Origin of the sequence: Sporolactobacillus sp. STSJ-5 (assembly GCF_024385605.1) — a bacterium.
Classification (GTDB): Bacteria; Bacillota; Bacilli; order Bacillales; family Sporolactobacillaceae; genus Sporolactobacillus.
The window spans coordinates 1-22,225 of the sequence record NZ_JANFOJ010000028.1 but is presented as its reverse complement, the minus strand read 5'-3'; the positions used below and the strand labels follow the sequence as shown (position 1 = coordinate 22,225).

The window sequence follows — 22,225 nt, the reverse complement described above, 5'->3', positions numbered from 1 at the left end:
TAATAGTTGAGATGTGGAAAAACGAGGAAGAAAGAGAAGAAAGATTTAAAAAAGGGGTGTTTTGCAGTGACGGTTTTTGAAGATTATAAATACGAACGACCGGATGTCGCTAAATACGAAGAAGCATTCAGTAAAGCATTTGACGCATTTAAAAGTGCTGATACGCTTGATAAAGCGGTACATGCTGCTGAAGAAATCAATCGCATGCGTATGCATTTGGACACAATGTTTCGACTTGTTGAAATCAGGCATACGATCAACACGGAGGATCCTTTCTATAAAGATGAGAATGATTTTTCCGATGAAACGATGCCGATATTTGAAGGGAAGACGACCGAGTTTTATAAATTGCTCCTTGCCTCTCCGTTTCGTGCGGAGCTGGAGAAGAAATGGGGCAGACAGCTTTTCGCGCTTGCCGAAGCACAGCTCAAATCCTTTTCACCTGAAGTGATTCCGCTGATGCAGCAAGAAAATAAGTGGGCATCCAAGTATACTAAATTAATTGCTGCTGCGAAAATTCCGTTCCAAGGTAAGGAACGTACGCTGGCTCAGCTGGCGCCATTCCAGCAGTCTTCTGATCGTGAAGTGAGAAGTGCGGCGCTTAAAGCATATTTCGGTTACTTTGCTGATCATGAACAAGAGTTTGACGAAATCTATGATCAATTGGTGAAAATCAGGACGGAAATTGCACATAAGCTTGGGTTTAAGAACTATGCTGATCTCAGCTATTACCGAATGGCCCGCATTGGCTACGACCGTGATATGGTCAAAAATTATCGTGAGCAGATTCGCAAATATGTAGTTCCTGCAGCGAACCGTCTTTATGAACGTCAACGCAGACGCATCAATGTTGACAAATTAAAGTTTTACGATGTACCGTTCCAATTCACGACCGGAAATGCAGCTCCTAAGGGGGACGCTGAATGGATCATTGATAACGGAAAGAAGATGTATTCAGAGCTGTCGGCAGAAACAGGCGAATTTTACCAATTCATGCTTGATCATCATTTGATGGATCTACTGGCAACTAAAGGAAAAGCTGGCGGTGGTTATTGCGAATATATTTTTGACTATGAATCACCATTCATTTTCTCTAATTTCAACGGTACGGCAGCTGATATTGATGTCTTAACACACGAGGCGGGTCATGCGTTTCAGGTTTATTCAACTCATACCGAAATTCCTGAATATCGCTGGCCGACTTTTGAAGGTGCAGAAATCCATTCGATGAGCATGGAATTTTTTACATGGCCGTGGATGAATCTGTTCTTTAAAGAAGATGCTGATAAACGCAGATTCTCACATTTGAGCGATGCGCTCTTATTTCTGCCTTACGGCGTGAGTGTTGATGAATTTCAGCATGTCGTTTATGAACACCCGGAAATGACCCCGGCGGAACGTAAGCAGGCATGGAAGGCTATTGAGAAAAAGTACTTGCCATACCGTGATTATGACGGCATTGAATTCCTTGAGAGCGGCGGATTTTGGCAGCGTCAGGGACATATCTATGAATCACCGTTCTATTATATCGACTATACATTGGCTCAAGTATGTGCATTTGAGTTCTGGAAGAAGTCGCAGGAAGATTATGATGCTGCATGGAAAGATTATTTAAATCTGTGCAAGCAGGGCGGAAGCAGATCGTTCCTGGAATTAGTTAAGACTGCCGGTCTGGAATCACCGTTTAAAGAAGGCTGCGTCGAATCAGTTGTTCATGCCGTGACTGATTGGCTGGATCAGATTGATGACAGCAGTTTTTAATGCTAATGGATGTGCATTGAATAGAAAAAGTTCCCGTATCCAAAAGATGCGGGAACTTTTTTTGAAAAAATTAAAAGAGGCCTTGTAAACCCCACATGATAATCGCGGCAACGGGAACTAGCACCCAAACGTTCGATCCCATCAATGGTCGCTGTCTATCTGCTTCAAGAACTTTAACCTTTTTTTCAAGAGCATCAACTTTGGCCTCAAGAGCTTTCAGCTTTTCTTCATCCATAAGAAGGTACCGCCTTTCATACGTTAGCCGTTTGGATTTTGCTCATAATTTTTTTCACGTAAGCTTGTGTTTCGGCAAATGGAGGGATTCCGCCGTATTTTTCTACATTACCTGATCCTGCGTTGTAAGCAGCCAAGGCAAGCGAATAATTTCCGTTAAAACGATCAAGCAGTTTGCGCAGATATTTAGTTCCGCCTTCAATATTTTGGACAGGATCAAAAGCATTAGTGACTCCCAGTCCTGTTGCTGTTCCGGGCATCAGCTGCATGAGTCCTTGCGCGCCAGCCGCACTGGCAGCATTCGGATTGCCGCCGGACTCAGCGTCAATAACGGATCGAATCAGGTTGGCATCAACAGAGTACTTCTTGCTCATTGCCTGAATGATTTCATTATAATCTGATGTGCCGCCGGTGGTGGAAGATGGGTTCTTCATCGACAATGGCGAGACAGAGGAAGAGAACTGCTGCCACAGCAACTGATCGGATGCTGTACTTGAATCCGTGGCAAGTGACGGATCAGAAGTCATTGCTGCTGGGCTTAAAAGATTAGTGTTCAAACTGCTCAATCCGTTGCTGCCCGATGTACTTGTGCTGTCCATATTCATCATTAATGAAAGCAATGTGCCGAACAAATTTGAGTTTTGAGTATTCATTTGTACGGACGAGGTACTGGATTGATCAGAGAAAATCTGATTGCCGGACATGACCGACATGGATAGAAGTTGGGCAAGTGTGTTTGTGTCAGTAGACATTGCCGGTTCAGCTCCTTTTTTCCTGTGTCGCTTGAAAAAGACGAATCATTTTACTTTTTGATGCCCTGCGGGGTATTGAGTGTTCAAGAAGCAATGTATTGAAGATGTCCGATCCTGAACCTTGATCTGCCGCTTCATATTCTAACTCGTAATCATTATGATCTAAGTATAAGCTGTGATCCAGAAACAATTTACCGGATTGGTAGGGGAATTGACAGCGTTTCGTTGTCAATTCGCCAATGAGCACAAGCTGATCTGCATCCACGCCTACTTTTGTGATCGCTTGTTCGATTTCACCGGGAGGAACGATCCCAAGCTGGATCATGGATCGGCTTTCTTCATCATCAAGCTCTTGATGAGTCTCAAGAATAACGCCGTTATGCGGTTGTTTTAATGTAAAGTCATGCTGTTTTCCGACTTCTCGGATACGCAGGACCGTTTTTTTATTCATCAAAGCGAAGGTGGGGGTGTCAAAATAATAATTTACTTGTTTGAAAAACGAGGTTGTTTTCAGTCCAAATACCGTACAAAGTTTGGAAAATTCATCACCTGTCAACATATTCTTATATTCAATTTCCAATTCCTGAGCCATTTGTCTTACGCCCCGCCCTCATCTATGGTGCTAAAGCAGATACTCGTAACTTCCTCTAAATTATGACATAATGGGTGTGAAGAAACAACAGACCGAAGTAAATTTTCAGGTGGACGAGCAGCATTAATGACGACACGTTGTTCTTGTCTTTGACCAGATGGAGTGATTGGAATGGAGTGGGATATATTCCTTGCGCCCTACAAGCAAGCAGTAGATGAACTTAAAGTTAAATTGCGCGGCTATCGTGATCTTTATGAGGTGACCTCGGAAAATTCACCGATTGAATTTGTTACAGGCAGAGTAAAACCGATACCGAGTATTATGGAGAAAGCGCGACGAAAAGGGATGCCGCTGGCTCAGTTGAATACACAAATGCAGGATCTTGCCGGGATACGTGTCATGTGCCAATTTGTGGATGATATACACCGGGTTGTACGACTGATTCGTGGCCGCACGGATTTAGTGGTGGTCGAAGAACGTGATTATATCAATGAGAAGAAAAAAAGCGGTTACCGTTCTTATCATGTTGTTGTTCAGTATCCTGTGCAGACAGTGAGCGGTGAGAAGAAGATCTTGGTTGAAATTCAGGTACGCACGCTGGCAATGAATTTCTGGGCGACGATTGAGCATTCATTGAACTATAAATATAATGGGAAAATACCGATTGATGTAAAAAAAAGGCTGCTCAGTGCCGCTGAGGCTGCCTTTCGTCTTGATGAGGAGATGTCCCAAATTAGAGATGAAATTCGTGTAGCCCAGCTGCGTTTTCTTCAGAAAAACGCTGATGAAGAAAAATAAGCCTTAGAGCAGGACGTAGATCCGCAATGAATAAGTTGGAAGAAGGTTATGGCGAGATGGAACAAAAACCGCGGTACATAAAGAGTGTTCCCGCTGGCAGCTTAAAAAAATTTGCGATTGAAAAAAGAGGAGATGAGCTCTCTTCTGCGTTGCGGAAGCGCATTTTTGAGCAATTGACGCTGCACAAGCTCATCTATGATGACATGGAACCGGACCTTGTTATTTCAGTTGGCGGTGACGGTACGCTGCTTCAGGCTTTTCATCGCTATTCTGATCGCTTGAGTAAAACGGCATTTGTAGGGCTGCATACCGGACATTTAGGCTTTTATGCCGATTGGACCGCTGAAGAGGTTGACGGCCTTATTCAATCAGTTATTGAAAAAAGCTTCGATATGGTTGAGTATCCACTTCTGCGTATTGCCGTTGATTTCATGGACGGTACACAATCGAAACATTTTTTGGCATTAAATGAATGTACGGTGCGCAGTGTTGAAGGGCTGCTTGTTGCGGATGTGATGATCAAGGGTGAAAAATTTGAGAGTTTTAGAGGAGATGGGCTGTGTTTTTCTACACCGACAGGTTCCACAGCTTACAACAAGGGACTGTCCGGAGCGATTATTCACCCCTCACTTTCTTCAATCCAGTTGACTGAGATCGCATCGATTAATAATCGGGTTTATCGAACGGTGGGCTCACCACTCATAATGCCTGAGCATCACCGTTGTCAGGTCATGCCGGTCATGGACAAATCCTTTACTCTTTCAGTGGATCATTTATCAAGTGTCCATGATCAAGTGAAACAGATTGAATTTGGCGTCGCAGAAGAAAAAATCCGCTTTGCTCGTTTTCGCCGTTTTCCATTTTGGCGCCGCGTACGTGATTCGTTTATTGGCTAGTTATCTAAGATAAGGACGTGAATGAGGAATATATGGTTCCGAATAAAATGGAGAAGCAGTGTTATACCATAGTGAAAACCATGAGTTCTGCTGAACAGGGAATGGTTATGCGCGATTATCTAAAAAAAGAAATCAAAGTATCACGGCGTGCGTTGTCCGCAATTAAATATAAAGGCGGTAAATTACTAGTTGACGGTGAGGAACGTTCCGTGCGTCATGTACTTCAGAAGGGTGAGAAGCTAACCATTGTCTTTCCACCGGAGATGCCGAGTGAGTTTCTTTCCGATGAGTCAATGCCACTCGATATTGTATACGAAGATGATGTTGTCCTCATTGTGAATAAACCGGCAGGAATACCTGTTATTCCATCTCATCAATATCCGTCCGGAACGTTAGCAAACGGCTTGCTGCGTTATTTTAAAGAAGAAAATCTTGCGTCAACCGTCCATATTATTAATCGACTGGATCGCAACACATCCGGCTTGATGTTAGTTGCCAAGCATCGCTTCAGTCATGAGCGCTTTTTTAAGATGCAGAAGAAGAAAGAAATCCATCGCAGATATCTGGCATGTGTCGAGGGAACGGTGCACCAGGATCAGGGTGTAATCGATGCACCGATCGGCCGCCGTGCGGGAAGTGCAATTGAGCGAATGGTCGATTGGCAGAATGGTCGACGGTCAATTACTCATTACAAGGTGCTTGAGCGATATAGTAACTGGACACTCGTCGCCGTGCGGCTGCAGACCGGGAGAACACATCAGATCCGTGTTCATTTCGCATCAATTGGGCATCCGCTTTTGGGTGATGATCTGTATGGTGGAACGTTAGAGCGGATTGAACGACAGGCACTGCATAGTTTTGAAGTCTCCTTTATACATCCGTTTACCGGCGAGCCGATCCATCTGCATAAACAGTGTCCAGACGATATGCAGACACTTCTAGCAAATCCAATCAATCTGGAAACGATCTGAAGCGATCCGAGATTCGCGGCATGGAGGATGGAACAGCAACCAGTTTCATTTCTGGGTAGCGTAGTGCGCTCAGCATACCGCCAAACGCGCATCCGGTATCTAAGTTCAACGTATGATTTTTCCAGCGCGGTCTCGCCACCGGAGTATGGCCATATACAATCAGAGGTTTACCGTGGTACTGTCTTGCCCAATCGCGCCGTTCAGGAAGTCCATTTGCATCTTTTTTTCCTGTAGTATCACCGTACAGAGCAAAGGATCTCATCGCACTCGTGAGCGGTTTAAATAAATTATTTTCCTGCACGCCTGCATGGCAAACAACTAATTGCTGCTGATCGAGGTAAAGAATCAGCGGCGATTTTTTGTAGAGTGCGATAAATTGTTCCGATATCTGTTCACGATGGCGATTGTCCAATTGGTTGAGTTCTTGTACGGTTGTTTCAAGTCCGTGCGCGACCTGTACGTTTCTTCCAATCAGGAGCCGGTACAACTTATTGCAGTGATTGCCGGGAACGTACAAGGCAAGCCCTTGCTCTACTAAATTGGCAACAATTCGGATCATTTCAACGGAAGACGGACCGCGATCCGTGATATCGCCGACAAAAACAAGTGTTCTTTGCTCAGGGTGGATGGGCAGTTGATGTACCCATCGATAACCGAGTTTCTCTGTCAATTGAGTAAATTCTGTGAGACAGCCATGGATATCACCAATCACATCGTACATGTATATCATCCCTCAATTACGTATTCAATACTATTTTTCCCAACTTACTTTAAACGAATCATTGCTGATATTTCTTATCATTTTGCCGCTGACTGCTTGTAAAAAAAACAGCCGCTGACCGCGGCTGTTAGGAAAACATGAACTTTTGTGTTTGCATTCGTACGCTTTGAACAATACCGACACAGATCATGCTGGCAAGCAGCGAACTTCCTCCATAACTTAGAAAAGGCAAGGTGATCCCGGTGACGGGCATGACTTGAATGGTCATGCCGATATTTTCAAATACCTGAAACATGACCATGCCGACGATCCCGGTACAAATATAACTTCCAAATGGGTCGTGCGTTTCAACAGCTGCTTTGATTACTCGGGAAACAAACAGAAAGAACAGCAAGATGACCGTTACCGCGCCAATGAAACCGAAACTCCCGCCAATTACAGCGAATATAAAGTCATTATAGGACTCAGGCAAGGTAATTGACGAGTTAAACCGGTAATTGAAAAATTCTCCGGAACCAATGGATTTAAGAGACTGGATCAACTGGTAGCCTACATCAGAAGAATAACGCTGCGGATCCTGCCAAGCTAAAAAACGATCCTTTTGGTGCGATTTAAGGAAAATATTAATGATTTCAGGAAAGTGGAACCAGCTGATGGCGAAAAAAGCTAATCCACAGATAATCGATGCAAAAATGCCTAAAATCAGTTTCCAATTGATGCCGCTGACCGAGGTCATGGAAACGATGATACTGAACATGACGAGTGCGGTTCCAAGGTCCGGCTGAGCAAAGACCAGCATAAAAGGAGGAAAGGATACAAGCGCAATTTTGCCGAGCAGCAGCATGTCCTCCCTTAGTCCTCGAATCGAATATTCTTCATTATGTTTATCAATCGTTGTAGCTATGGATACAATCATAAATAATTTCATGAACTCGGAAGGCTGCAGCTGTCCGATACCGGGGAGCGCATACCAGCTCATGGCTCCGTGAGACTTATCGACCATTGGAATCGGCACACCCAGTTGGGCGAAGGTGAGACCTAAAAGCAGTGTCATTCCGATTCCATAAAAAATCCAGTGCATCCGTTTCAGACGATCATAATCAAAGAACATGATACCAATAGCAATGAATATGCTGACAATGTACCATGCAATTTGACGGTGAGCCATGCTTAGAGCAGGCGCACCGGATTTGAGCGGAGCCATAGAGATTGATAAATAGCTGATGCAGGCGAACAAGAAAATGATAAAAAACAACGTATAATCTATTTTTGCAAGGGAATCTCTGTTCAACATGAGTCTGTCCTTCTTCTGAAAAAAGTTTCGTGGAGGTAACTTATAGTAATACATCGGTAATACTTAATCATGATAGCGTAAAGCATGAAAAAAAGAAACATTTAGATGGATCAAGTAAAATGCAGATATACTGTATTTCTGAATGCAAGGGCTATACAAGTATTCGATTATACATTCTCTTTTTTAGCGGATTTTGAGAATCAATGACTGCAGACCTAAGCATGAAAGGACGCAGGCGTTCTTTCATGATATAATAGCCATTGGATTGACGTGATCTATAGGGAGGATTGGACATGGAATTAACGCTTAAAGGGCGTACATATGTAGTTATGGGTGTTGCTAATAAACGCAGCATCGCATGGGGTATTGCGCAGGCACTTGATCGTGCCGGAGCTAGACTCATTTTTACGTACAATAACGAACGCTTTCGCGAATCTGTGGAAAAGCTGGCGGCAACACTTGATGGGAAGGACAGTCTTTTCTATTCGTGTGACGTCACGATTGACGAAGAGATCAAAGCGACATTTGCAAAAATTAAAGAAGATGTCGGCAAAATTGACGGACTTGCTCATTGCATCGCCTTCGCCAAAAAGGAAGAACTTGACGGCGACTATATGAACACGACGCGTGACGGTTTTCTGCTTGCGCAGAATGTCAGTGCCTATTCATTAACTGCTGTGCTTAAAGAAGCAAAAGGCTTGATGACTGAGGGTGGAAGCGTTGTCACTATGACCTATCTCGGCGGCGAACGCGTTGTTAGAAACTATAATGTTATGGGTGTAGCAAAAGCCAGCTTGGATGCAAGTGTAAAGTATTTGGCAAATGATCTTGGCAAGGATAATATTCGTGTGAACGGCATTTCTGCCGGACCGATCCGTACACTTTCGGCAAAAGGAATTTCTGATTTCAATGGTGTTTTGAAGGTTATTGAGGAGAAAGCACCGCTTCGCCGTTCGATTAGTCCTGAAGATGTCGGCAATACCGCACTTTTCCTATTCAGCGATCTTTCTAAGAATATTACCGGTGAAACCATTCATGTTGATGCAGGATTCAACATCATTAGCATCTGAATAGCTTCATGACTTTGCATTGGGCGAATTCATGATTACCTTAAATTTCACTTTCTTATTTGTGGAACAGAAAAAAACGGTATCCGTTTCTCTATAGAGAGAATGGGTACCGTTTTTTCTTTCTTTAATTGTTTTTTGGCCGCCAAGTGACGTGACCGCAAGTACTGCAACTGCTTTTTCTTTTCTTCGGGGCTTCAAAAAAATCATCAGCTTTGTTTTTTTGCTGATTATCATGAATTTGTTCATCAGCTTCTTCTCTACTCACCGAACGCATCTCCTTTTTCTTTGTCCTTCATCATTTTATTCAGAATGCGGCGGATCGTATGGGCGATCATCGCTGTTAATATGGAAAGGATCAATTTCGACGGAATGCAGATCATCCTCCTCATGATGAAAAGGATGGATCGATTCACTGCTTGATTCTGGGTCTTGTTCATCAAATGCAGGGGAAATCTGGTCATCGATCTGAGGCTGTTTTTCTGCTAGCTGCTTCTGTTCTGGATGAGATGCAGTTTTTTTCTTACTCGGCCATGTCGGCCATTTTACGTGCCGAATAGAACTTAGCTTTTGCTTTTCTCCCTGAACTTCATGATTGTTATTCAAGCCGTTCACCTCCTATATTATTTAGGCGACCATCCGTACCTTTTGCTCCAAGAGAAAAATTATTACGGATGATCATCGTCACTAGTTGAACAGTTCCCTGAACTTTTCTAGTTATCCGCACAAAAAATGGGCAGTCATAATTGTGCCAATCCCCGTGCCATACCCATACTATGTAGGGAAACAACCAACCATGTTTTTTTACATTTGACAGAAAGGAAGGTTTTAAATGGGAAGTAAACTAATCTCCAAGCCAAAAAGCAGGCTTAAGGATGAATGTATCAGAGTTCCCAAGGTCTACGACTGGGTTACGGACAAAATCGGTACAAAATTAAAACTTCAGTTTACTGAAGCGCAGCTTGAAGACATTGAATGCGCTTTGGCCGACCCAAGTAGAAGACCACTGCGCGTAGTGGTTAAAACACCGAAAACTCCGCCTTTATTTCCGCTCGACAATAGTGAGGTAAAAAAAGGTGAGCATAAAGATTTCTTTTGCGAGCAGGTTGGCGGCAAACAATCTGTAGAAGGACATCTTTATGGGCAAGAAGTGAGTGCTCAGCTTGTCACTATTCTGTTCACGGCAACAATTACTGTTCTTGTTGTCGACAGAGAGGGAGAAGTGGTCACTAAACTGAAAACGGATGTCAGCGCTCTTGAGCCGTTTGCGCTTTGCTATCCGAAAGGAACGGATCTTCTTTGCAGAGTATCGAAAATCTCAGCACGCATTCTAGATAATGCGGTTATTCTCAATGGACCGTTCCCGCCATTTATTAGACTGAAAGTATTCTTCTGTGCTGATATTCAGGTTGAGGCAGAGGTTAAACTGTCTGTTCAGGCTAAATTCTGCAAACCGCGTGGCAATGATATCCGCGTAGATGATCCGGATTACGATGATCCGTGCCCGACACCTGATTTTCCAGAAGAATGCGATGATATCTTCCCAAGGAAGCATCATACGGTCAGTGCACGAGGAGAAGCATCCGGTCCCGTAACTGATGAATGTGAGTACGATGGCCGTGCAGCGATCAAAGTCGCAATTGACAGTGATGATCTTGATGAAAGCAGTCTAAAATTCAAATACAAAGACCTTGATGATGACAAGCATGATAAGGACTTTACATTTGAGGCTGACCGTTTTGATCCTTCTTCACTTGATGCTTTTGAAAAGAATGGCTATTCTATTCTAAAAATTTCCGGCGTCGGTCATGCCGATGATAAAGAAGTAGGATTTGAACTTGATCTGGCTGATGGAAACGGTCAAGATAAATTCAGTCTGAAGCTTATTAATAAAAAGAGCAGAAAAGTCACATTTGCGACTGGATTGGTCGAAGTAGACGAAGGAAATATCAAAATAAATCTCGGCTAAGCATGATTGGACGTAGGGAGTGATTTGTTCACTCTCTATTTTTTTTATTTACTTTTCTTCAAAACTGACACATTGAGTAGAAAAAAAGATGAGCAAGCAATGGACGAGCTATTCCTTCATATACTGGTTTCAGTGATGACATTTTTCGGGAGGCGCCAGTCATGACCAGCCAAAAGGACATGTTAACAATAGCTTCATTGGAAGACAGGCAGAAATTTTATCGGAATAAGGCGCTAAAATTGGAGCAAAGCATGATCTTCGCCAAGGAAGAAGTAGCACAGTTAAAAAAAGAGCTGGATGAAAAAACAGCAAAAACAAAAGCAGTTGACAAGAGTTATGAGAAGCTCAAGCACCAACTATCCAGCTTGAACAAGGATTATGAGACTCTGAAACAGCACGAACAAGAGATTCAGGAAAAGCTTGATTCCGCTGAAGCAACCATTGAAATGATGAAGCAGAATCAGCGGTCGAAATCCGATTTATCAAGTGATGAATATCATCGCCGTGTCCAAGGTTATGAACGCTTGCTTGGTGAAGTGCAAACAGAAATTAATGATAAAAACAGACGCATTGAAGTCTATGAAAAACGGCTGGCCATACTGGAACATCGGTTGAAGAACGAGCGCAAACGAACAGAGACGGCTCCCGTTCCAAATGCGGACAGTCATCATCCAGTAAAATATGGAGCTGTTTCCTATATTAATTACGTTTGGATTCTGAGCGGGAGGAAAAGCTTGATTCAAGGGGATGTGCTCATTGAAAATACAGGCTCGCTGCCTCTGGATACGCCAACGATCTGCTTCCGTTTTCATCCAGGAGATATTGCTGCACTAAAAGGGCATGTCGTTCACGAAGAAGATTTGCCTTTAGCGGAAGGCGAACAAGAAGAAAATATTTGGGTTATTTTGGACACGGAGGATGGGAACGAAACGAATGAGTCTGGGGAAATATGGGTGAGACCATCTGATTCACTCGTTATAAGTCCAAGGCAATCGACGGCGTTTACTAATTTTCAAATACCTATTGATCACAGCTACTTGGATTCTGTACGCATTGAGTGCTTTGTTTTCTTTGGAGACAATGTGTATAAGGTCAGGTGCGGTAATGAAATTGTTGTGAACACATCGTTTCATGAGCAGAAAAGTGATACCGACTGAATGGCATAGGATATGATGGTCAAATGTTGGAATAGTGATACACCTTTTGGGGTTTAAGAATGTATCCTTTGAAGGAACAGCCCGTCCTCATTTCGCCATTCGGCGATCATGATTTGACTTGGCTCTTCTATGGAGTGCTTTTTCAGCTCGTCAATTAGCCACGCTTCTGTTTTACCGATTAAAGGCAAATTTTTCTCAATAATCGTTCCGTCACTGATTAAAGTGATTGGAAGGGATACCGCTTCATTAGCGAGTTTCAAATCTTTGCGTTTTGTTTGTTCATATTCTGATTTGCGAATAACGGAGATTTTACCGTTCGGCTCCAGTATAGCAAATTCAATTTCACGCAACGAGAAAATATTCCGATCCCGCAGAAGCATTTGCAGATGATTCATGTCGATACGGTTTTTTTTCATTATTTTTCGATCTATTTGCCCCTTATTGATAATTAAGGCAGGCTGACTCTCGAAGAAACCGCGTGATTGATGATATTTCAATGTAATAATATCAATAAGATAAATCAAAATCCCCCAAAACAGAATCGTAAAAATAACCTTGAAAACATGAGTTTGCGGATCATAGATTGCATCGCTGACAAAATCACCGACAACGATCATTGAAATGAAGTCAAAGGGTGTCGACTCAGACATTGATGCCCGGCCCATAACTTTTGTAAGTAGAAGCAGGGCGAACAATCCAACACTTAATTCAACGCAAATAGAAATAAATTCTTTCATGGGCGCATACCACCTTCCGAATTCAGCTGTCATGCTGGCAGCAAAGCTCGTTTAGTTTTAGAGGAAGCAGCAGATTTTATACGATTATGGAAGAAAAAAATGATCTCAAAATAAATAGTGCACTTGTCTTGTGACTAAAAAGAAAATCAAGGTTCTCATACAGAAATAGAGCCGTTTTTAGCTCGTCCTTGCTTGGACAGGGCGATTACGCTATGATAGCGTTGCAGTCTCTTGATGAGCGAGCAAACCATTTTTAACGTGCTTTTTACAACACTTTTGTGACTTTGTATGTCTTCCGTCATTTCTTTTTGTTCTTCAGCATAAAATGAAAGAAGGCGGATTACGCAATTTTGGGCGTTCAGCAGTATAGATCAGCCTATTGCGACTGTTTTGGTGCTTTCTTTAATAATCCTAATGAATGATCTGCGCCTTATACGTTCTTTTCGGTCGTATCTTGTTTTGGAGCGGCTGAATCAGCCGTATGCAAAAATTCAATAATGAACAGAATGACGAGTCTTGATCTGTCTTTGGAAGGAGAAAAGATGAATGAATGAACAACCTTTTTCAAAAAGCATGACCTACGCACCGGGGCTGCCGAAGGGTGCTACCTTTTATTCGGCACATAAAAAAAGAGTGACGTCTCAGGCCATTGCCAATGCTGTTGAAGCAGCTTTGGCTGAGCGTGGTGTCACCGTTGAGGACATTGCTGAAATCGTTTTGGATTTACAGAAGCCATTTATGTCCGGATTGACGATTGATACATGTGTGGAGAATGTTCAAGGGGTACTTGCCAAAAGAGAGTTGCAGCATGCAATCCTCGTAGGAATAGAACTGGATCGTCTTGCCGAAAAAAAACTGTTGTCTGAACCTTTGCAGTCACTCGTTGATCAGGATGAAGGCTTGTTCGGCGTAGATGAAACGATTGCGCTTGGTGCTGTGTCCAGTTTCGGCAGTATTGCAGCTACGACTTTTGGCTATTTGGATAAAGTGAAGCCTAAAATCATCGGCCGACTGGATCTTGAAAAAGAGGGCAAAGTCAACACATTCCTTGATGATTTGATTGCAAGCATTGCAGCGGACGCTTCGAGCCGACTTGCACATCGAGTAAGAGATGACGAAGAAAAACGTGTTTCGCAATCTAATAGAAAATAAGCGGATCCGGATCTCTTGGATCCGCTTATTTGATGATATAATGTATTAAACGGATTTTTAATACAAAAAGAAAACGCAAAAGAGTAAGAAATTAGCGGGTGCCTAGTATAAGAAAAGAGAAGAAGAACTTTGAAGAAACTTCCGCTAACTGCGTGCATGTCGTTGTACATAATGTGGGAGTTCAGCCGGTGTCCAAGGACTCGGCCAGAAAATTTTTTCTTTATGAGGTAACGTAATTAACTGATGAGGTGCTGAATATGACCTGTTTTCTTGTGCTACATGGGCTTGGCGGCAGTACGAGCGGACATTGGCAAGAGTGGCTGACTAAAGAATTGAAAAAAAGGGGAGAGCGTGTCTGGTTTCCTCAATTTCCTCAGTGGGATCATCCGGTAAGAGAAAGTTGGATCAACTGTCTTGAAGAGACCATAGATGAGATTCCTAAAGATGAGCCCTTGGTAGTGGTGACACATAGTCTGGGCTGTATCCTTTGGATCCATTATGCATCACAGCATAACGCAAGAAAGGTCGATCGAGTAATCATGGTCTGTCCGCCATCTGAGCATTTGGACAACCCAGAAATTCAAAACTTTTTTCCGCTTCCAAAAGATAAAGCTTCATTACCGAGCATTGCAAAGAAAACATTACTAATTTTATCAACCAATGACCGCTTTCTGCCCCAAGAGGAAATGAAACAGTATTTTGACTTTCATGTGCCTTGTTTGATTTTTCCTGAGCAAGGGCATATTAATATCCAATCAGGGTACGGACCATGGCCGTGGATACTTCGTTTTTGCTTAGAAGATGCTGCATATTGGCCATGCACAACGGTTTGAGAAAAAATAAGCCAGAGGCGGAAGCCTCTGGCTTATTTCATATATGAGTTATCTTTCAAATACCTTTTGTAAGCAATCTCGAGCTCGGTTAAGGAGAGCTCATAGAGTTGATGATTTTTAAATTTAAAAATCCCATGATCCAGCATCTTGCCGATGAGATTATTCTTCTTCTCTTCGTAATTTTTTGTGAGTGTATCAGTCATCACCCACACCTCTTGTCTTTTATAAAAATATTCGATCACACGTGAGCAGGTAAAGAAATTTATTTATGCATTTTGGACACGCCTTAATAGTTCAAGTGCCTCATTACCGCTGACCATAATTAATTCTTCCAGTAATTCGTCACGTTTCAGATCAAGCTGAATAATGCGTTTTGCTAAACTTGCCGCTTTTTCCTGTTCCATTGAGAAGCCTCCTATAGCCATTCGTCGTACATAACCCATCTATTAGTTTAAACGGGATGAATTATTTCGTCCATTCATTTGTCATTAATTCTCACATGCCGATTGATGTATGGGAAATAATGATGTAATATTATCTTACAAAATTGTTTCGTGATTAATGAGTCATGTTGGTTGCGAAGAGAGGATGATAAATGAATGGCGACGCATTCTCCAAAAGACGCTTATTTGTACAAGAAAGTCATCACGATCGGAACTGTTTGTGAACTTACAGGTCTCAGCGAACGTCAAATCCGTTATTATGAAAAAAGAAAATTGATTTTTCCTGAACGAACAGAGCGAGGAAACCGAAAGTATTCTTTTTCAGATGTGGAAGCGCTTATGGATATAGCCAATAAAATGGAAGACGGTATGCAGACTTCCGAACTACGTAAAGAAATGCAGAAAAAAGAGAGCAAGCGTTATGATAATAAGCTGAGGGAACGCATGATCCGCGGACAATTGAATGCGTACTTTAACAAAAGAGATTAATGAATCTTGAATTAATCTGGATCCGGTAGCGATGCCGGATCTTTTTGTATTTATAAACAGAATTCCTATGGCCGGAAAGTCTTGAGAAAGCGAAAAAATTGAATTTAGGTCAGTAAGGCCAATGGATTTCATGAGCTTTGTCACAAAACAGAAAAAAATGCGCCATATTTTGTTCACAAAATTGTCATTAGCTAAAGGGGAAAGTATGCTATGGAAGTTGTAAAGTAAGAAGTGGAATGTGACATCTGTTACACTTTTGTACATTTAAACCCGATTGAAGAAGTCGGGAATGTGATTTATGTCCTATAGATAAATGGTGGCATCAATGAAAAGTCACCAACTTGAAAAGAGGAGAGAGTATGGACGTATTGAGTTTAGCGAGATTTCAGTATGCGGCAACAACAATTTTCCACTTCTTTTTTGTTCCTTTGTCCATCGGCCTCGTGCTGATTGTGTCAATTATGGAAACGATGTATGTTGTCAAGAATAATGAAATTTACAAGAAAATGACTCAATTTTGGGGGAAGTTCTTTTTAATTAACTTTGCGATTGGGGTTGTGACAGGAATTCTGCAGGAGTTCCAATTTGGAATGAACTGGTCCGAATACTCGCGATTTATGGGCGATGTCTTCGGAGCGCCTCTTGCGATTGAAGCATTGCTTGCTTTCTTTATGGAGTCAACATTTATCGGCCTGTGGCTGTTCGGGTGGGACAGACTGTCGAAAAAGGTTCATCTTACCTGCATTTGGCTGGTTACGGCTGGAACGAGTTTATCAGCCCTTTGGATTCTGACTGCCAATTCATTTATGCAGCATCCGGTTGGCTTTCATATCAACAATGGAAGAGCGGAAATGAATGATTTCTTGGCACTTTTAACAAATCCTCAATTATGGGTTGAATTCCCGCATACTATTTTCGGTTCATTTGCCACCGGCGCTTTCGTTGTTGCCGGTATCAGTGCGATTGCATTGCTGAAAAGAAATCATGTGGATTTCTATTTAAAATCATTTAAAATTGCAATAATGATCGGGCTCGTGTCCGGAGTTCTCCTTGCACTTGTCGGACATTCACAGGCACAGTATCTGGTAAAGACGCAACCAATGAAAATGGCGGCAAGTGAAGGGACCTGGCAGAATACAAGCGATCCTGCTCCGTGGACCGTTATTGCAAAGATTGATACGAAAAATCATAAAAATACAGGAGAAATAAAGATTCCTTACTTGCTGAGTTTCCTTTCGTACGGAAAATTCAGCGGAAGCGTAGAGGGGATCGAAAGTCTTCAAAAGGCATATGTGGAAAAATATGGTCCAGGGAATTATATTCCGCCTGTGAAAACAACTTTTTGGACGTTCCGCATCATGACGGTTATGGGTGGACTGCTCTGTCTGCTCGGCATTGTCGGCGCGTTCCTTGTATGGAAAAAGAAACTCCTGAATAATAAATGGTTCTTACGCACCATGGTCGCAGCAATCGCTATCCCTTTTATCGGCAGCACAACCGGATGGCTAATGACGGAGATTGGCCGTCAGCCGTGGACTGTGTTTGGCTTTATGCAAACGGCTGCCAGTGTGTCGCCCAATGTGTCGGCAGGAGAACTGCTATTCTCGATCATTGCGTTTATGAGCATGTACTCAATTATGGCCATCGTCATGGTTTACCTGTTTGTACGCACGTTTAAAGAAGGACCTTCACTCGATAATAAAATGACGATTCAATCAAACGATCCGTTTGACGGGGAGGGATATCACGTTGTTACTGAATGAATTGTGGTTTCTTCTAATTGCTGTCTTGTTTATTGGCTTCTTTTTCCTTGAAGGCTATGATTTCGGTGTCGGCATGGCTACGCGGTTTGTCGCACGTAATGAAACAGAGCGGCGTATGTTGATTAACACGATCGGGCCGTTTTGGGACGCAAATGAAGTATGGATGATTACAGCGGGCGGTGCGATGTTCGCCGCTTTTCCGAACTGGTATGCGACCTTGTTCAGCGGATTTTATGTTCCGCTCGTTTTCCTCCTGCTGCTCTTGATTGCGCGAGGAACTGCGTTTGAGTACAGAGCGAAGGTCGCTCACCCAAAATGGTCAGGCACTTGGGATTGGGCGATCTTTATCGCCAGCCTGCTCTGCCCATTCTTATGGGGAGTCGTTTTTTCATCGCTCGTTTATGGACTTCCGATTGATAAAAATATGAATATGTATGCAACCTTTACGAGCATTGTTAATCCGTACACGGCTCTTGGCGGAGTATTGATCACACTTTTGTGCCTCTATCATGGGCTCGTCTTTATTTGCCTAAGGACGACGAATGATATTCAAGAGCGCACGCGTGACTTGGCTAAAAAAATAGTTTGGATACTGGCAGTTGCCGCAATTGTTTTTGTTGTGGTTACATTCTTTGTCACTGATCTGTTTGCGAAACGCGGTGTGTTCCTGTATCCGATCTATGCGTTGGACGTCGTTCTGCTGGTTTTGTCGGCATTTTTCTTAAGTAAGAAGCGTGACGGATGGGCATTCGGAATGAACGCTGGAGTTATTGTTCTGACAATCAGTTCATTGTTTATTGGTTTGTTCCCAAGACTGATGATCAGCAACATCAAGACTTCCTATGATTTAACCGTGTACAATTCAGCATCAGGTTCCTACTCACTAACTGTTATGACCATTGTTGCGGTTACATTGCTTCCGTTTGTTCTCGGCTATTCGATTTGGAGTTATTATGTATTTAGAAAGAGAGTTTCGAAAGAAGAACATATGGAATACTAAGAGAAAGTAAGGAAAGGATGTGGGCGCTTGGCCCTCGTGACAACGAGATTAAATGATTGCCAAGCCTGTTTATGGATCGGGAACTGTTGTCTTATAAAGGCGCCAAGCCGCTTTTCGCATTAACGGCGTTCTTGACGGTATTTCAAGGATTGTGTATTATTTTGCAAGCGATATATTTGGGCCGGAGCGTATCCGGCCTTTTTTCAGGGAAACAGATTGCGAGCATAAGCTCCGATCTGCTCCTTTTTTTCGTTGCATTGATGCTCAGATATTTACTCATCCTCATTATCAAGCAAGCTTGCTATCGTTTTGCTGATCGAACAAGCTCTGAATTGAGGAAATCATTTCTGAGGAAGCTTTTTGAAACCGGACCGCGGTCGGTGAAAAAAGAAGGGACCGGGTCCATGGTATCTCTCGCACTCGAAGGAGTGCTCCAAACTCGGAATTATCTGGAACTTTTTGTTCCTAAGATGGCAGCGAATGGAATTATTCCATTATTAATTCTCGCCTATGTTTTTTGGGCGGATCGTATGTCCGGAGTTATTTTGCTCCTGACCATGCCGATATTGATCATTTTTATGATTTTACTCGGGCTCGCTGCACAGAAAAAGATGGATGATCGCTGGGCCTCCTATCGCGTGCTGTCCAACCACTTTATTGATTCGTTAAGAGGACTGCCTACACTTTACTATCTGGGTATTAGTAAACGACATAAGCAGACGATTAATCGAGTCAGTGATAAATACAGAACGATGACAATGAGTACATTGCGCCTCGCTTTTCTGTCATCATTCGCTCTGGACTTTTTTACAATGCTGTCGATCGCTTTTGTTGCGGTGGCACTTGGTATCCGGCTTGTTGACGGACATATCTTATTGGAACCGGCGCTGACCGTGCTCATTCTTGCCCCTGAATATTTTTTGCCGGTTCGGGAACTTGGTCAGGATTACCATGCCACACTTGACGGCAAGGAAGCTGCACGAAAATTAAATGTCTATGCTAAGGAAGAAACCATTGGGAAACAGGTGGCAACAAACGAATCTCATATCGATCGATGGTCGAAACAAGCGGTTTTAGCTATTGAAAACGGATCGGTCGCTTATCAGGGTTCAAGTAAGAAAGCACTTGATCACCTGAATCTGCAGTTTTCAGGTTTCGAAAAGATAGGAATAATCGGCGTCAGTGGAGCGGGTAAATCCACAATGATCGATTTGATCGGCGGCTTTATAAACGCAAATTCAGGCACGACAACGGTAAATGGCAAAGCTGCGGTATTTACCTCGAGTGAATGGCGGCAGCAAGTGACCTACCTTCCGCAGCATCCTTATCTATTCAGTGCGTCGCTGCGTGATAATATTGCTTTTTATGCCCCGGAAGCAACGCAGCAGCAGGTCGCACATGCAGTAGATGAGGCAGGGCTGGATACGCTTGTGAGCCGTTTTCCGAATGGACTGTATGAACGTATAGGCAATGGAGGAAGGCAGCTGAGCGGAGGCCAAGAGCAGCGTGTCGCACTGGCGCGTGCCTTTTTATGCGACCGTCCGATTTTATTGCTTGATGAACCGACGGCGCATCTTGATATTGAAACAGAATACGAACTGAAAAAGCCGATGCTGCGGTTATTTGAGAATAAGCTGGTTCTGCTGGCGACGCATCGCTTGCACTGGATGGAACAGATGGATCGAATGATCGTCATTAAGGACGGTAAGATTGCTGAAATCGGAACACAGGACGAACTGATTCAAGCAAATGGTGTGTACCGTGCAATGGTTCGCTCTCAATTGGAGGGGATCTGATGAATGAGTGGCTCAAACCATCAATAAAAAAACATTGGAGAGGCTTGCTTTTTGCCGGTCTGCTCAGTTTTATGGCCATTCTTTGCGCATCAGGCTTGCTTTTTACATCCGGCTATTTAATTTCCAAAGCAGCCCTGCGTCCGGAGAATATACTGATGATTTATGTTCCAATCGTTGGTGTGCGGACCTTTGGTACCTTCCGAGCAGTATTTAATTACGCGGGAAGACTGGCAAGCCATAATACGATCTTAAAAATACTTTCTGAAATGCGCACGCATTTGTATGAAAAGCTTGAGCGATCCGCCTTGTTTATTCAGTCAAAATACAAAACAGGCGACATTTTAAGTGTTCTTTCGGAAGATATTGAGCATCTTCAAGATCTCTTCTTAAGAACCGTACTGCCCGGCGGAATTGCGCTTATTATTTACGCGTTATGGATTACAATGCTTGGACTGTTTGATTTAGGTTTCGCATGTTTTATGGCACTATATCTACTTCTCCTGCTCCTCATCTTTCCAATTGCGTCCTTAATATGGATGAGAAAAAGGCATCGCATTATTTCGCAAAGCAGGCACAGACTTTACGTACAATTAACCGATGCTGTTTTGGGTTCCGCAGATTGGATGATGTCAGGCAGACAGGAACGTTTTCTTGAAAAGTATGAGCAGCTGGAGGGGGAATCGCGGTCAGCGGAACATTCCTTACATTCTTTCAGAAAGTGGCGCGATTTTGCTGCCCAATTAATTGTCGGTCTTTGTGTTGTACTTCTGGTACTATGGTCCGGGCGTCTTGCTCATGAAGGAAGGATTGATCCGACATTAATCGCTGCATTCGCACTGGTGGTATTTACAGTTGCAGAAGCGCTTGTGCCTCTCTCAGAAGCAGTTGAACGTTTGCCGCACTACGAACGAGCACTCAATCGTCTGAACAGAATTGAAACGCCTCAAGCTCAGACGACAGAGATTCGAACTGATGGGAATTGGAAAGTAGCTGCTGAGAAGATCACCATTGATATTTGCCATGTCTCGTTTAGATATGCAAAAAATGTTGACTGGTCCGTTCATGATGTATCGCTGAAGCTGCCTCAAGGGACAAAGCTTGCGGTGATTGGACGAAGCGGGGCAGGAAAATCGACGCTCGCCCATTTAATTTACGGTACACTTGTCCCTGAAAAGGGAACGGTGACTTTAAATGGAACTCCTGCTCACCAAATTGGGTCGGATCGATCAAAACAAATATCCGTTCTCAGCCAGAATCCGCATCTATTTGATACATCTGTCCTGAACAATTTGTCGCTCGGTTGTCCTGAGGCAACGATGGATGAAATCGTCAATGCGGCAAAACAAGTGGAGTTGGATGCGCTCATTGAACAGCTCCCGCAAGGATATCATACTCAAATGCATGAAGCAGGTTCCATATTTTCCGGTGGTGAGCAAGAACGGTTGGCTCTTGCACGTATACTATTAAGAAAGACGCCGATTGTCATTTTGGACGAGCCTACTGTCGGTTTAGACCCAATTACTGAAAGGACTTTATTAAAGAAGATTTTTGATACACTTGAGGGCAGAACATTAATTTGGATCACGCATCACCTGACCGGGACAGAAAAAATGGACCAAGTTATTTTTATGGACAATGGTAAGGTGCACATGCAAGGCAGACATGATCAGCTTTTCAGTCAATCTGCACGGTACCGCAGTCTTTACGAATTGGATGTACCCCTTTATTTAAGACAGGCAATTGAAAAACAAAATCGATAGACAAAAAAGAGAAGCGCGGAACAGCGCTCCTCTTTTTTAT

General features: G+C 43.1%; 24 protein-coding genes. 14 read left to right on the top strand and 10 right to left on the bottom strand.

The annotated features are described in order from the left end of the window. Positions 1–66: 66 nt before the first annotated feature. Positions 67–1,761 carry a M3 family oligoendopeptidase gene (locus NOM01_RS16360; RefSeq protein WP_255749641.1) on the top strand — a complete coding sequence of 565 codons (1,695 nt, stop codon included), beginning with the start codon at positions 67–69 and terminating at the stop codon, positions 1,759–1,761. Positions 1,762–1,831: 70 nt separating this feature from the next. Here the strand turns inward: NOM01_RS16360 and NOM01_RS16355 are convergent, their stop codons facing one another. From NOM01_RS16355 to NOM01_RS16345, 3 genes are read right to left on the bottom strand one after another with little or no spacing between them, the layout of a single operon-like run. Then, complete coding sequence (locus tag NOM01_RS16355) at positions 1,832–1,996, bottom strand: hypothetical protein (RefSeq protein ID WP_255749640.1); 165 nt, start codon at positions 1,994–1,996, stop codon at positions 1,832–1,834. Between the two features lie 16 nt (positions 1,997–2,012). Beyond that, complete coding sequence (locus NOM01_RS17170; protein WP_304654947.1) at positions 2,013–2,747, bottom strand: lytic transglycosylase domain-containing protein; 735 nt, start codon at positions 2,745–2,747, stop codon at positions 2,013–2,015. 7 nt (positions 2,748–2,754) lie between these two features. After that, entirely contained in the window at positions 2,755–3,339 is a 585-nt protein-coding gene (locus NOM01_RS16345) for a CYTH domain-containing protein (RefSeq protein ID WP_255749639.1), read from the bottom strand. A gap of 171 nt (positions 3,340–3,510) precedes the next feature. Between NOM01_RS16345 and yjbM the strand changes: the two genes are divergently transcribed. From yjbM to NOM01_RS16330, 3 genes are read left to right on the top strand one after another with little or no spacing between them, the layout of a single operon-like run. Further along, on the top strand, positions 3,511–4,137 hold the full coding sequence (yjbM, locus tag NOM01_RS16340) for a GTP diphosphokinase (protein WP_304654946.1): 627 nt from the start codon (positions 3,511–3,513) through the stop codon (positions 4,135–4,137). A 56-nt stretch (positions 4,138–4,193) separates the two neighbouring features. Beyond that, positions 4,194–5,033 (top strand): NAD kinase, encoded by an 840-nt coding sequence (locus NOM01_RS16335; RefSeq protein ID WP_255749643.1) that lies wholly within the window; start codon positions 4,194–4,196, stop codon positions 5,031–5,033. Positions 5,034–5,065: 32 nt separating this feature from the next. Next, positions 5,066–6,004 (top strand): RluA family pseudouridine synthase, encoded by a 939-nt coding sequence (locus NOM01_RS16330; RefSeq protein WP_255749637.1) that lies wholly within the window; start codon positions 5,066–5,068, stop codon positions 6,002–6,004. Here the strand turns inward: NOM01_RS16330 and prpE are convergent. Both prpE and NOM01_RS16320 read right to left on the bottom strand, forming a co-directional pair. Next, complete coding sequence (gene prpE / locus NOM01_RS16325; RefSeq protein ID WP_255749636.1) at positions 5,985–6,725, bottom strand: bis(5'-nucleosyl)-tetraphosphatase PrpE; 741 nt, start codon at positions 6,723–6,725, stop codon at positions 5,985–5,987. The two genes, NOM01_RS16330 and prpE, sit on opposite strands and share 20 nt — an antisense overlap. Before the next feature lie 127 nt (positions 6,726–6,852). Next, complete coding sequence (locus NOM01_RS16320) at positions 6,853–8,019, bottom strand: FtsW/RodA/SpoVE family cell cycle protein (RefSeq protein WP_255749635.1); 1,167 nt, start codon at positions 8,017–8,019, stop codon at positions 6,853–6,855. Positions 8,020–8,312: 293 nt separating this feature from the next. On the opposite strand from NOM01_RS16320, the gene fabI reads away from it, so the two are divergent. Then, the gene (gene fabI, locus NOM01_RS16315; RefSeq protein ID WP_255749634.1) at positions 8,313–9,089 is read left to right on the top strand and encodes an enoyl-ACP reductase FabI; all 777 of its coding nucleotides are present in this window, start codon (positions 8,313–8,315) and stop codon (positions 9,087–9,089) included. A gap of 6 nt (positions 9,090–9,095) precedes the next feature. On the opposite strand, the gene NOM01_RS16310 is transcribed toward fabI, so the two are convergent. Together NOM01_RS16310 and NOM01_RS16305 are read right to left on the bottom strand one after the other, a co-directional pair. Further along, complete coding sequence (locus NOM01_RS16310) at positions 9,096–9,335, bottom strand: hypothetical protein (RefSeq protein ID WP_255749633.1); 240 nt, start codon at positions 9,333–9,335, stop codon at positions 9,096–9,098. Positions 9,336–9,389: 54 nt separating this feature from the next. Beyond that, positions 9,390–9,692 (bottom strand): hypothetical protein, encoded by a 303-nt coding sequence (locus NOM01_RS16305; protein ID WP_255749632.1) that lies wholly within the window; start codon positions 9,690–9,692, stop codon positions 9,390–9,392. 226 nt (positions 9,693–9,918) lie between these two features. On the opposite strand from NOM01_RS16305, the gene NOM01_RS16300 reads away from it, so the two are divergent. Further along, positions 9,919–11,055, top strand: coding sequence for a BMQ_0737 family morphogenetic spore coat protein (locus NOM01_RS16300; protein WP_255749631.1), 1,137 nt, complete (start codon positions 9,919–9,921; stop codon positions 11,053–11,055). Positions 11,056–11,216: 161 nt separating this feature from the next. Further along, on the top strand, positions 11,217–12,212 hold the full coding sequence (locus tag NOM01_RS16295; protein ID WP_255749630.1) for a hypothetical protein: 996 nt from the start codon (positions 11,217–11,219) through the stop codon (positions 12,210–12,212). Positions 12,213–12,265: 53 nt separating this feature from the next. Here the strand turns inward: NOM01_RS16295 and NOM01_RS16290 are convergent, their stop codons facing one another. Further along, a complete protein-coding gene (locus tag NOM01_RS16290; protein ID WP_255749629.1) occupies positions 12,266–12,949 on the bottom strand; it encodes a DUF421 domain-containing protein in 684 nt (227 codons plus the stop codon). Between the two features lie 546 nt (positions 12,950–13,495). On the opposite strand from NOM01_RS16290, the gene NOM01_RS16285 reads away from it, so the two are divergent. Next, positions 13,496–14,101, top strand: coding sequence for a phosphatidylglycerophosphatase A family protein (locus tag NOM01_RS16285; RefSeq protein ID WP_255749628.1), 606 nt, complete (start codon positions 13,496–13,498; stop codon positions 14,099–14,101). 257 nt (positions 14,102–14,358) lie between these two features. Continuing rightward, a complete protein-coding gene (locus NOM01_RS16280; protein ID WP_255749627.1) occupies positions 14,359–14,934 on the top strand; it encodes an RBBP9/YdeN family alpha/beta hydrolase in 576 nt (191 codons plus the stop codon). 32 nt (positions 14,935–14,966) lie between these two features. On the opposite strand, the gene NOM01_RS16275 is transcribed toward NOM01_RS16280, so the two are convergent. After that, positions 14,967–15,137 carry a Fur-regulated basic protein FbpA gene (locus tag NOM01_RS16275; RefSeq protein WP_255749626.1) on the bottom strand — a complete coding sequence of 57 codons (171 nt, stop codon included), beginning with the start codon at positions 15,135–15,137 and terminating at the stop codon, positions 14,967–14,969. 63 nt (positions 15,138–15,200) lie between these two features. Continuing rightward, positions 15,201–15,338, bottom strand: a complete 138-nt coding sequence (locus NOM01_RS16270; RefSeq protein WP_255749625.1) for a hypothetical protein — start codon at positions 15,336–15,338, stop codon at positions 15,201–15,203. 195 nt (positions 15,339–15,533) lie between these two features. Between NOM01_RS16270 and NOM01_RS16265 the strand changes: the two genes are divergently transcribed. The 5 genes from NOM01_RS16265 (at position 15,534) to cydC (ending at position 22,185) form a co-directional block, all read left to right on the top strand. Next, complete coding sequence (locus NOM01_RS16265) at positions 15,534–15,866, top strand: MerR family transcriptional regulator (protein ID WP_255749624.1); 333 nt, start codon at positions 15,534–15,536, stop codon at positions 15,864–15,866. 359 nt (positions 15,867–16,225) lie between these two features. Then, positions 16,226–17,629, top strand: coding sequence for a cytochrome ubiquinol oxidase subunit I (locus NOM01_RS16260; protein WP_255749623.1), 1,404 nt, complete (start codon positions 16,226–16,228; stop codon positions 17,627–17,629). Beyond that, positions 17,616–18,629, top strand: a complete 1,014-nt coding sequence (gene cydB / locus NOM01_RS16255; RefSeq protein WP_255749622.1) for a cytochrome d ubiquinol oxidase subunit II — start codon at positions 17,616–17,618, stop codon at positions 18,627–18,629. The genes NOM01_RS16260 and cydB overlap by 14 nt, the downstream gene beginning before the upstream one ends. 71 nt (positions 18,630–18,700) lie before the next feature. Further along, a complete protein-coding gene (gene cydD, locus NOM01_RS16250) occupies positions 18,701–20,425 on the top strand; it encodes a thiol reductant ABC exporter subunit CydD (protein WP_255749642.1) in 1,725 nt (574 codons plus the stop codon). Continuing rightward, positions 20,425–22,185, top strand: a complete 1,761-nt coding sequence (cydC, locus tag NOM01_RS16245) for a thiol reductant ABC exporter subunit CydC (RefSeq protein WP_255749621.1) — start codon at positions 20,425–20,427, stop codon at positions 22,183–22,185. The genes cydD and cydC overlap by 1 nt, the downstream gene beginning before the upstream one ends. The last annotated feature ends 40 nt before the right edge of the window (positions 22,186–22,225 follow it).

Bases quoted from the DNA above. Each gene is read 5' to 3' on its own strand.
- NOM01_RS16260 (WP_255749623.1), top strand. From the start codon at position 16,226: ATGGACGTATTGAGTTTAGCGAGATTTCAGTATGCGGCAACAACAATT.
- NOM01_RS16300 (WP_255749631.1), top strand. From the start codon at position 9,919: ATGGGAAGTAAACTAATCTCCAAGCCAAAAAGCAGGCTTAAGGATGAA.
- NOM01_RS16295 (WP_255749630.1), top strand. From the start codon at position 11,217: ATGACCAGCCAAAAGGACATGTTAACAATAGCTTCATTGGAAGACAGG.
- cydC (WP_255749621.1), top strand. From the start codon at position 20,425: ATGAATGAGTGGCTCAAACCATCAATAAAAAAACATTGGAGAGGCTTG.
- yjbM (WP_304654946.1), top strand. From the start codon at position 3,511: ATGGAGTGGGATATATTCCTTGCGCCCTACAAGCAAGCAGTAGATGAA.
- NOM01_RS16310 (WP_255749633.1), bottom strand. From the start codon at position 9,335: ATGAACAAATTCATGATAATCAGCAAAAAAACAAAGCTGATGATTTTT.
- NOM01_RS16345 (WP_255749639.1), bottom strand. From the start codon at position 3,339: ATGGCTCAGGAATTGGAAATTGAATATAAGAATATGTTGACAGGTGAT.
- NOM01_RS17170 (WP_304654947.1), bottom strand. From the start codon at position 2,747: ATGTCTACTGACACAAACACACTTGCCCAACTTCTATCCATGTCGGTC.
- NOM01_RS16335 (WP_255749643.1), top strand. From the start codon at position 4,194: ATGGAACAAAAACCGCGGTACATAAAGAGTGTTCCCGCTGGCAGCTTA.
- prpE (WP_255749636.1), bottom strand. From the start codon at position 6,725: ATGTACGATGTGATTGGTGATATCCATGGCTGTCTCACAGAATTTACT.
- NOM01_RS16290 (WP_255749629.1), bottom strand. From the start codon at position 12,949: ATGAAAGAATTTATTTCTATTTGCGTTGAATTAAGTGTTGGATTGTTC.
- cydD (WP_255749642.1), top strand. From the start codon at position 18,701: ATGGATCGGGAACTGTTGTCTTATAAAGGCGCCAAGCCGCTTTTCGCA.
- NOM01_RS16275 (WP_255749626.1), bottom strand. From the start codon at position 15,137: ATGACTGATACACTCACAAAAAATTACGAAGAGAAGAAGAATAATCTC.
- fabI (WP_255749634.1), top strand. From the start codon at position 8,313: ATGGAATTAACGCTTAAAGGGCGTACATATGTAGTTATGGGTGTTGCT.
- NOM01_RS16330 (WP_255749637.1), top strand. From the start codon at position 5,066: ATGGTTCCGAATAAAATGGAGAAGCAGTGTTATACCATAGTGAAAACC.
- NOM01_RS16280 (WP_255749627.1), top strand. From the start codon at position 14,359: ATGACCTGTTTTCTTGTGCTACATGGGCTTGGCGGCAGTACGAGCGGA.
- NOM01_RS16355 (WP_255749640.1), bottom strand. From the start codon at position 1,996: ATGGATGAAGAAAAGCTGAAAGCTCTTGAGGCCAAAGTTGATGCTCTT.
- NOM01_RS16285 (WP_255749628.1), top strand. From the start codon at position 13,496: ATGAATGAACAACCTTTTTCAAAAAGCATGACCTACGCACCGGGGCTG.
- NOM01_RS16270 (WP_255749625.1), bottom strand. From the start codon at position 15,338: ATGGAACAGGAAAAAGCGGCAAGTTTAGCAAAACGCATTATTCAGCTT.
- NOM01_RS16265 (WP_255749624.1), top strand. From the start codon at position 15,534: ATGGCGACGCATTCTCCAAAAGACGCTTATTTGTACAAGAAAGTCATC.
- NOM01_RS16320 (WP_255749635.1), bottom strand. From the start codon at position 8,019: ATGTTGAACAGAGATTCCCTTGCAAAAATAGATTATACGTTGTTTTTT.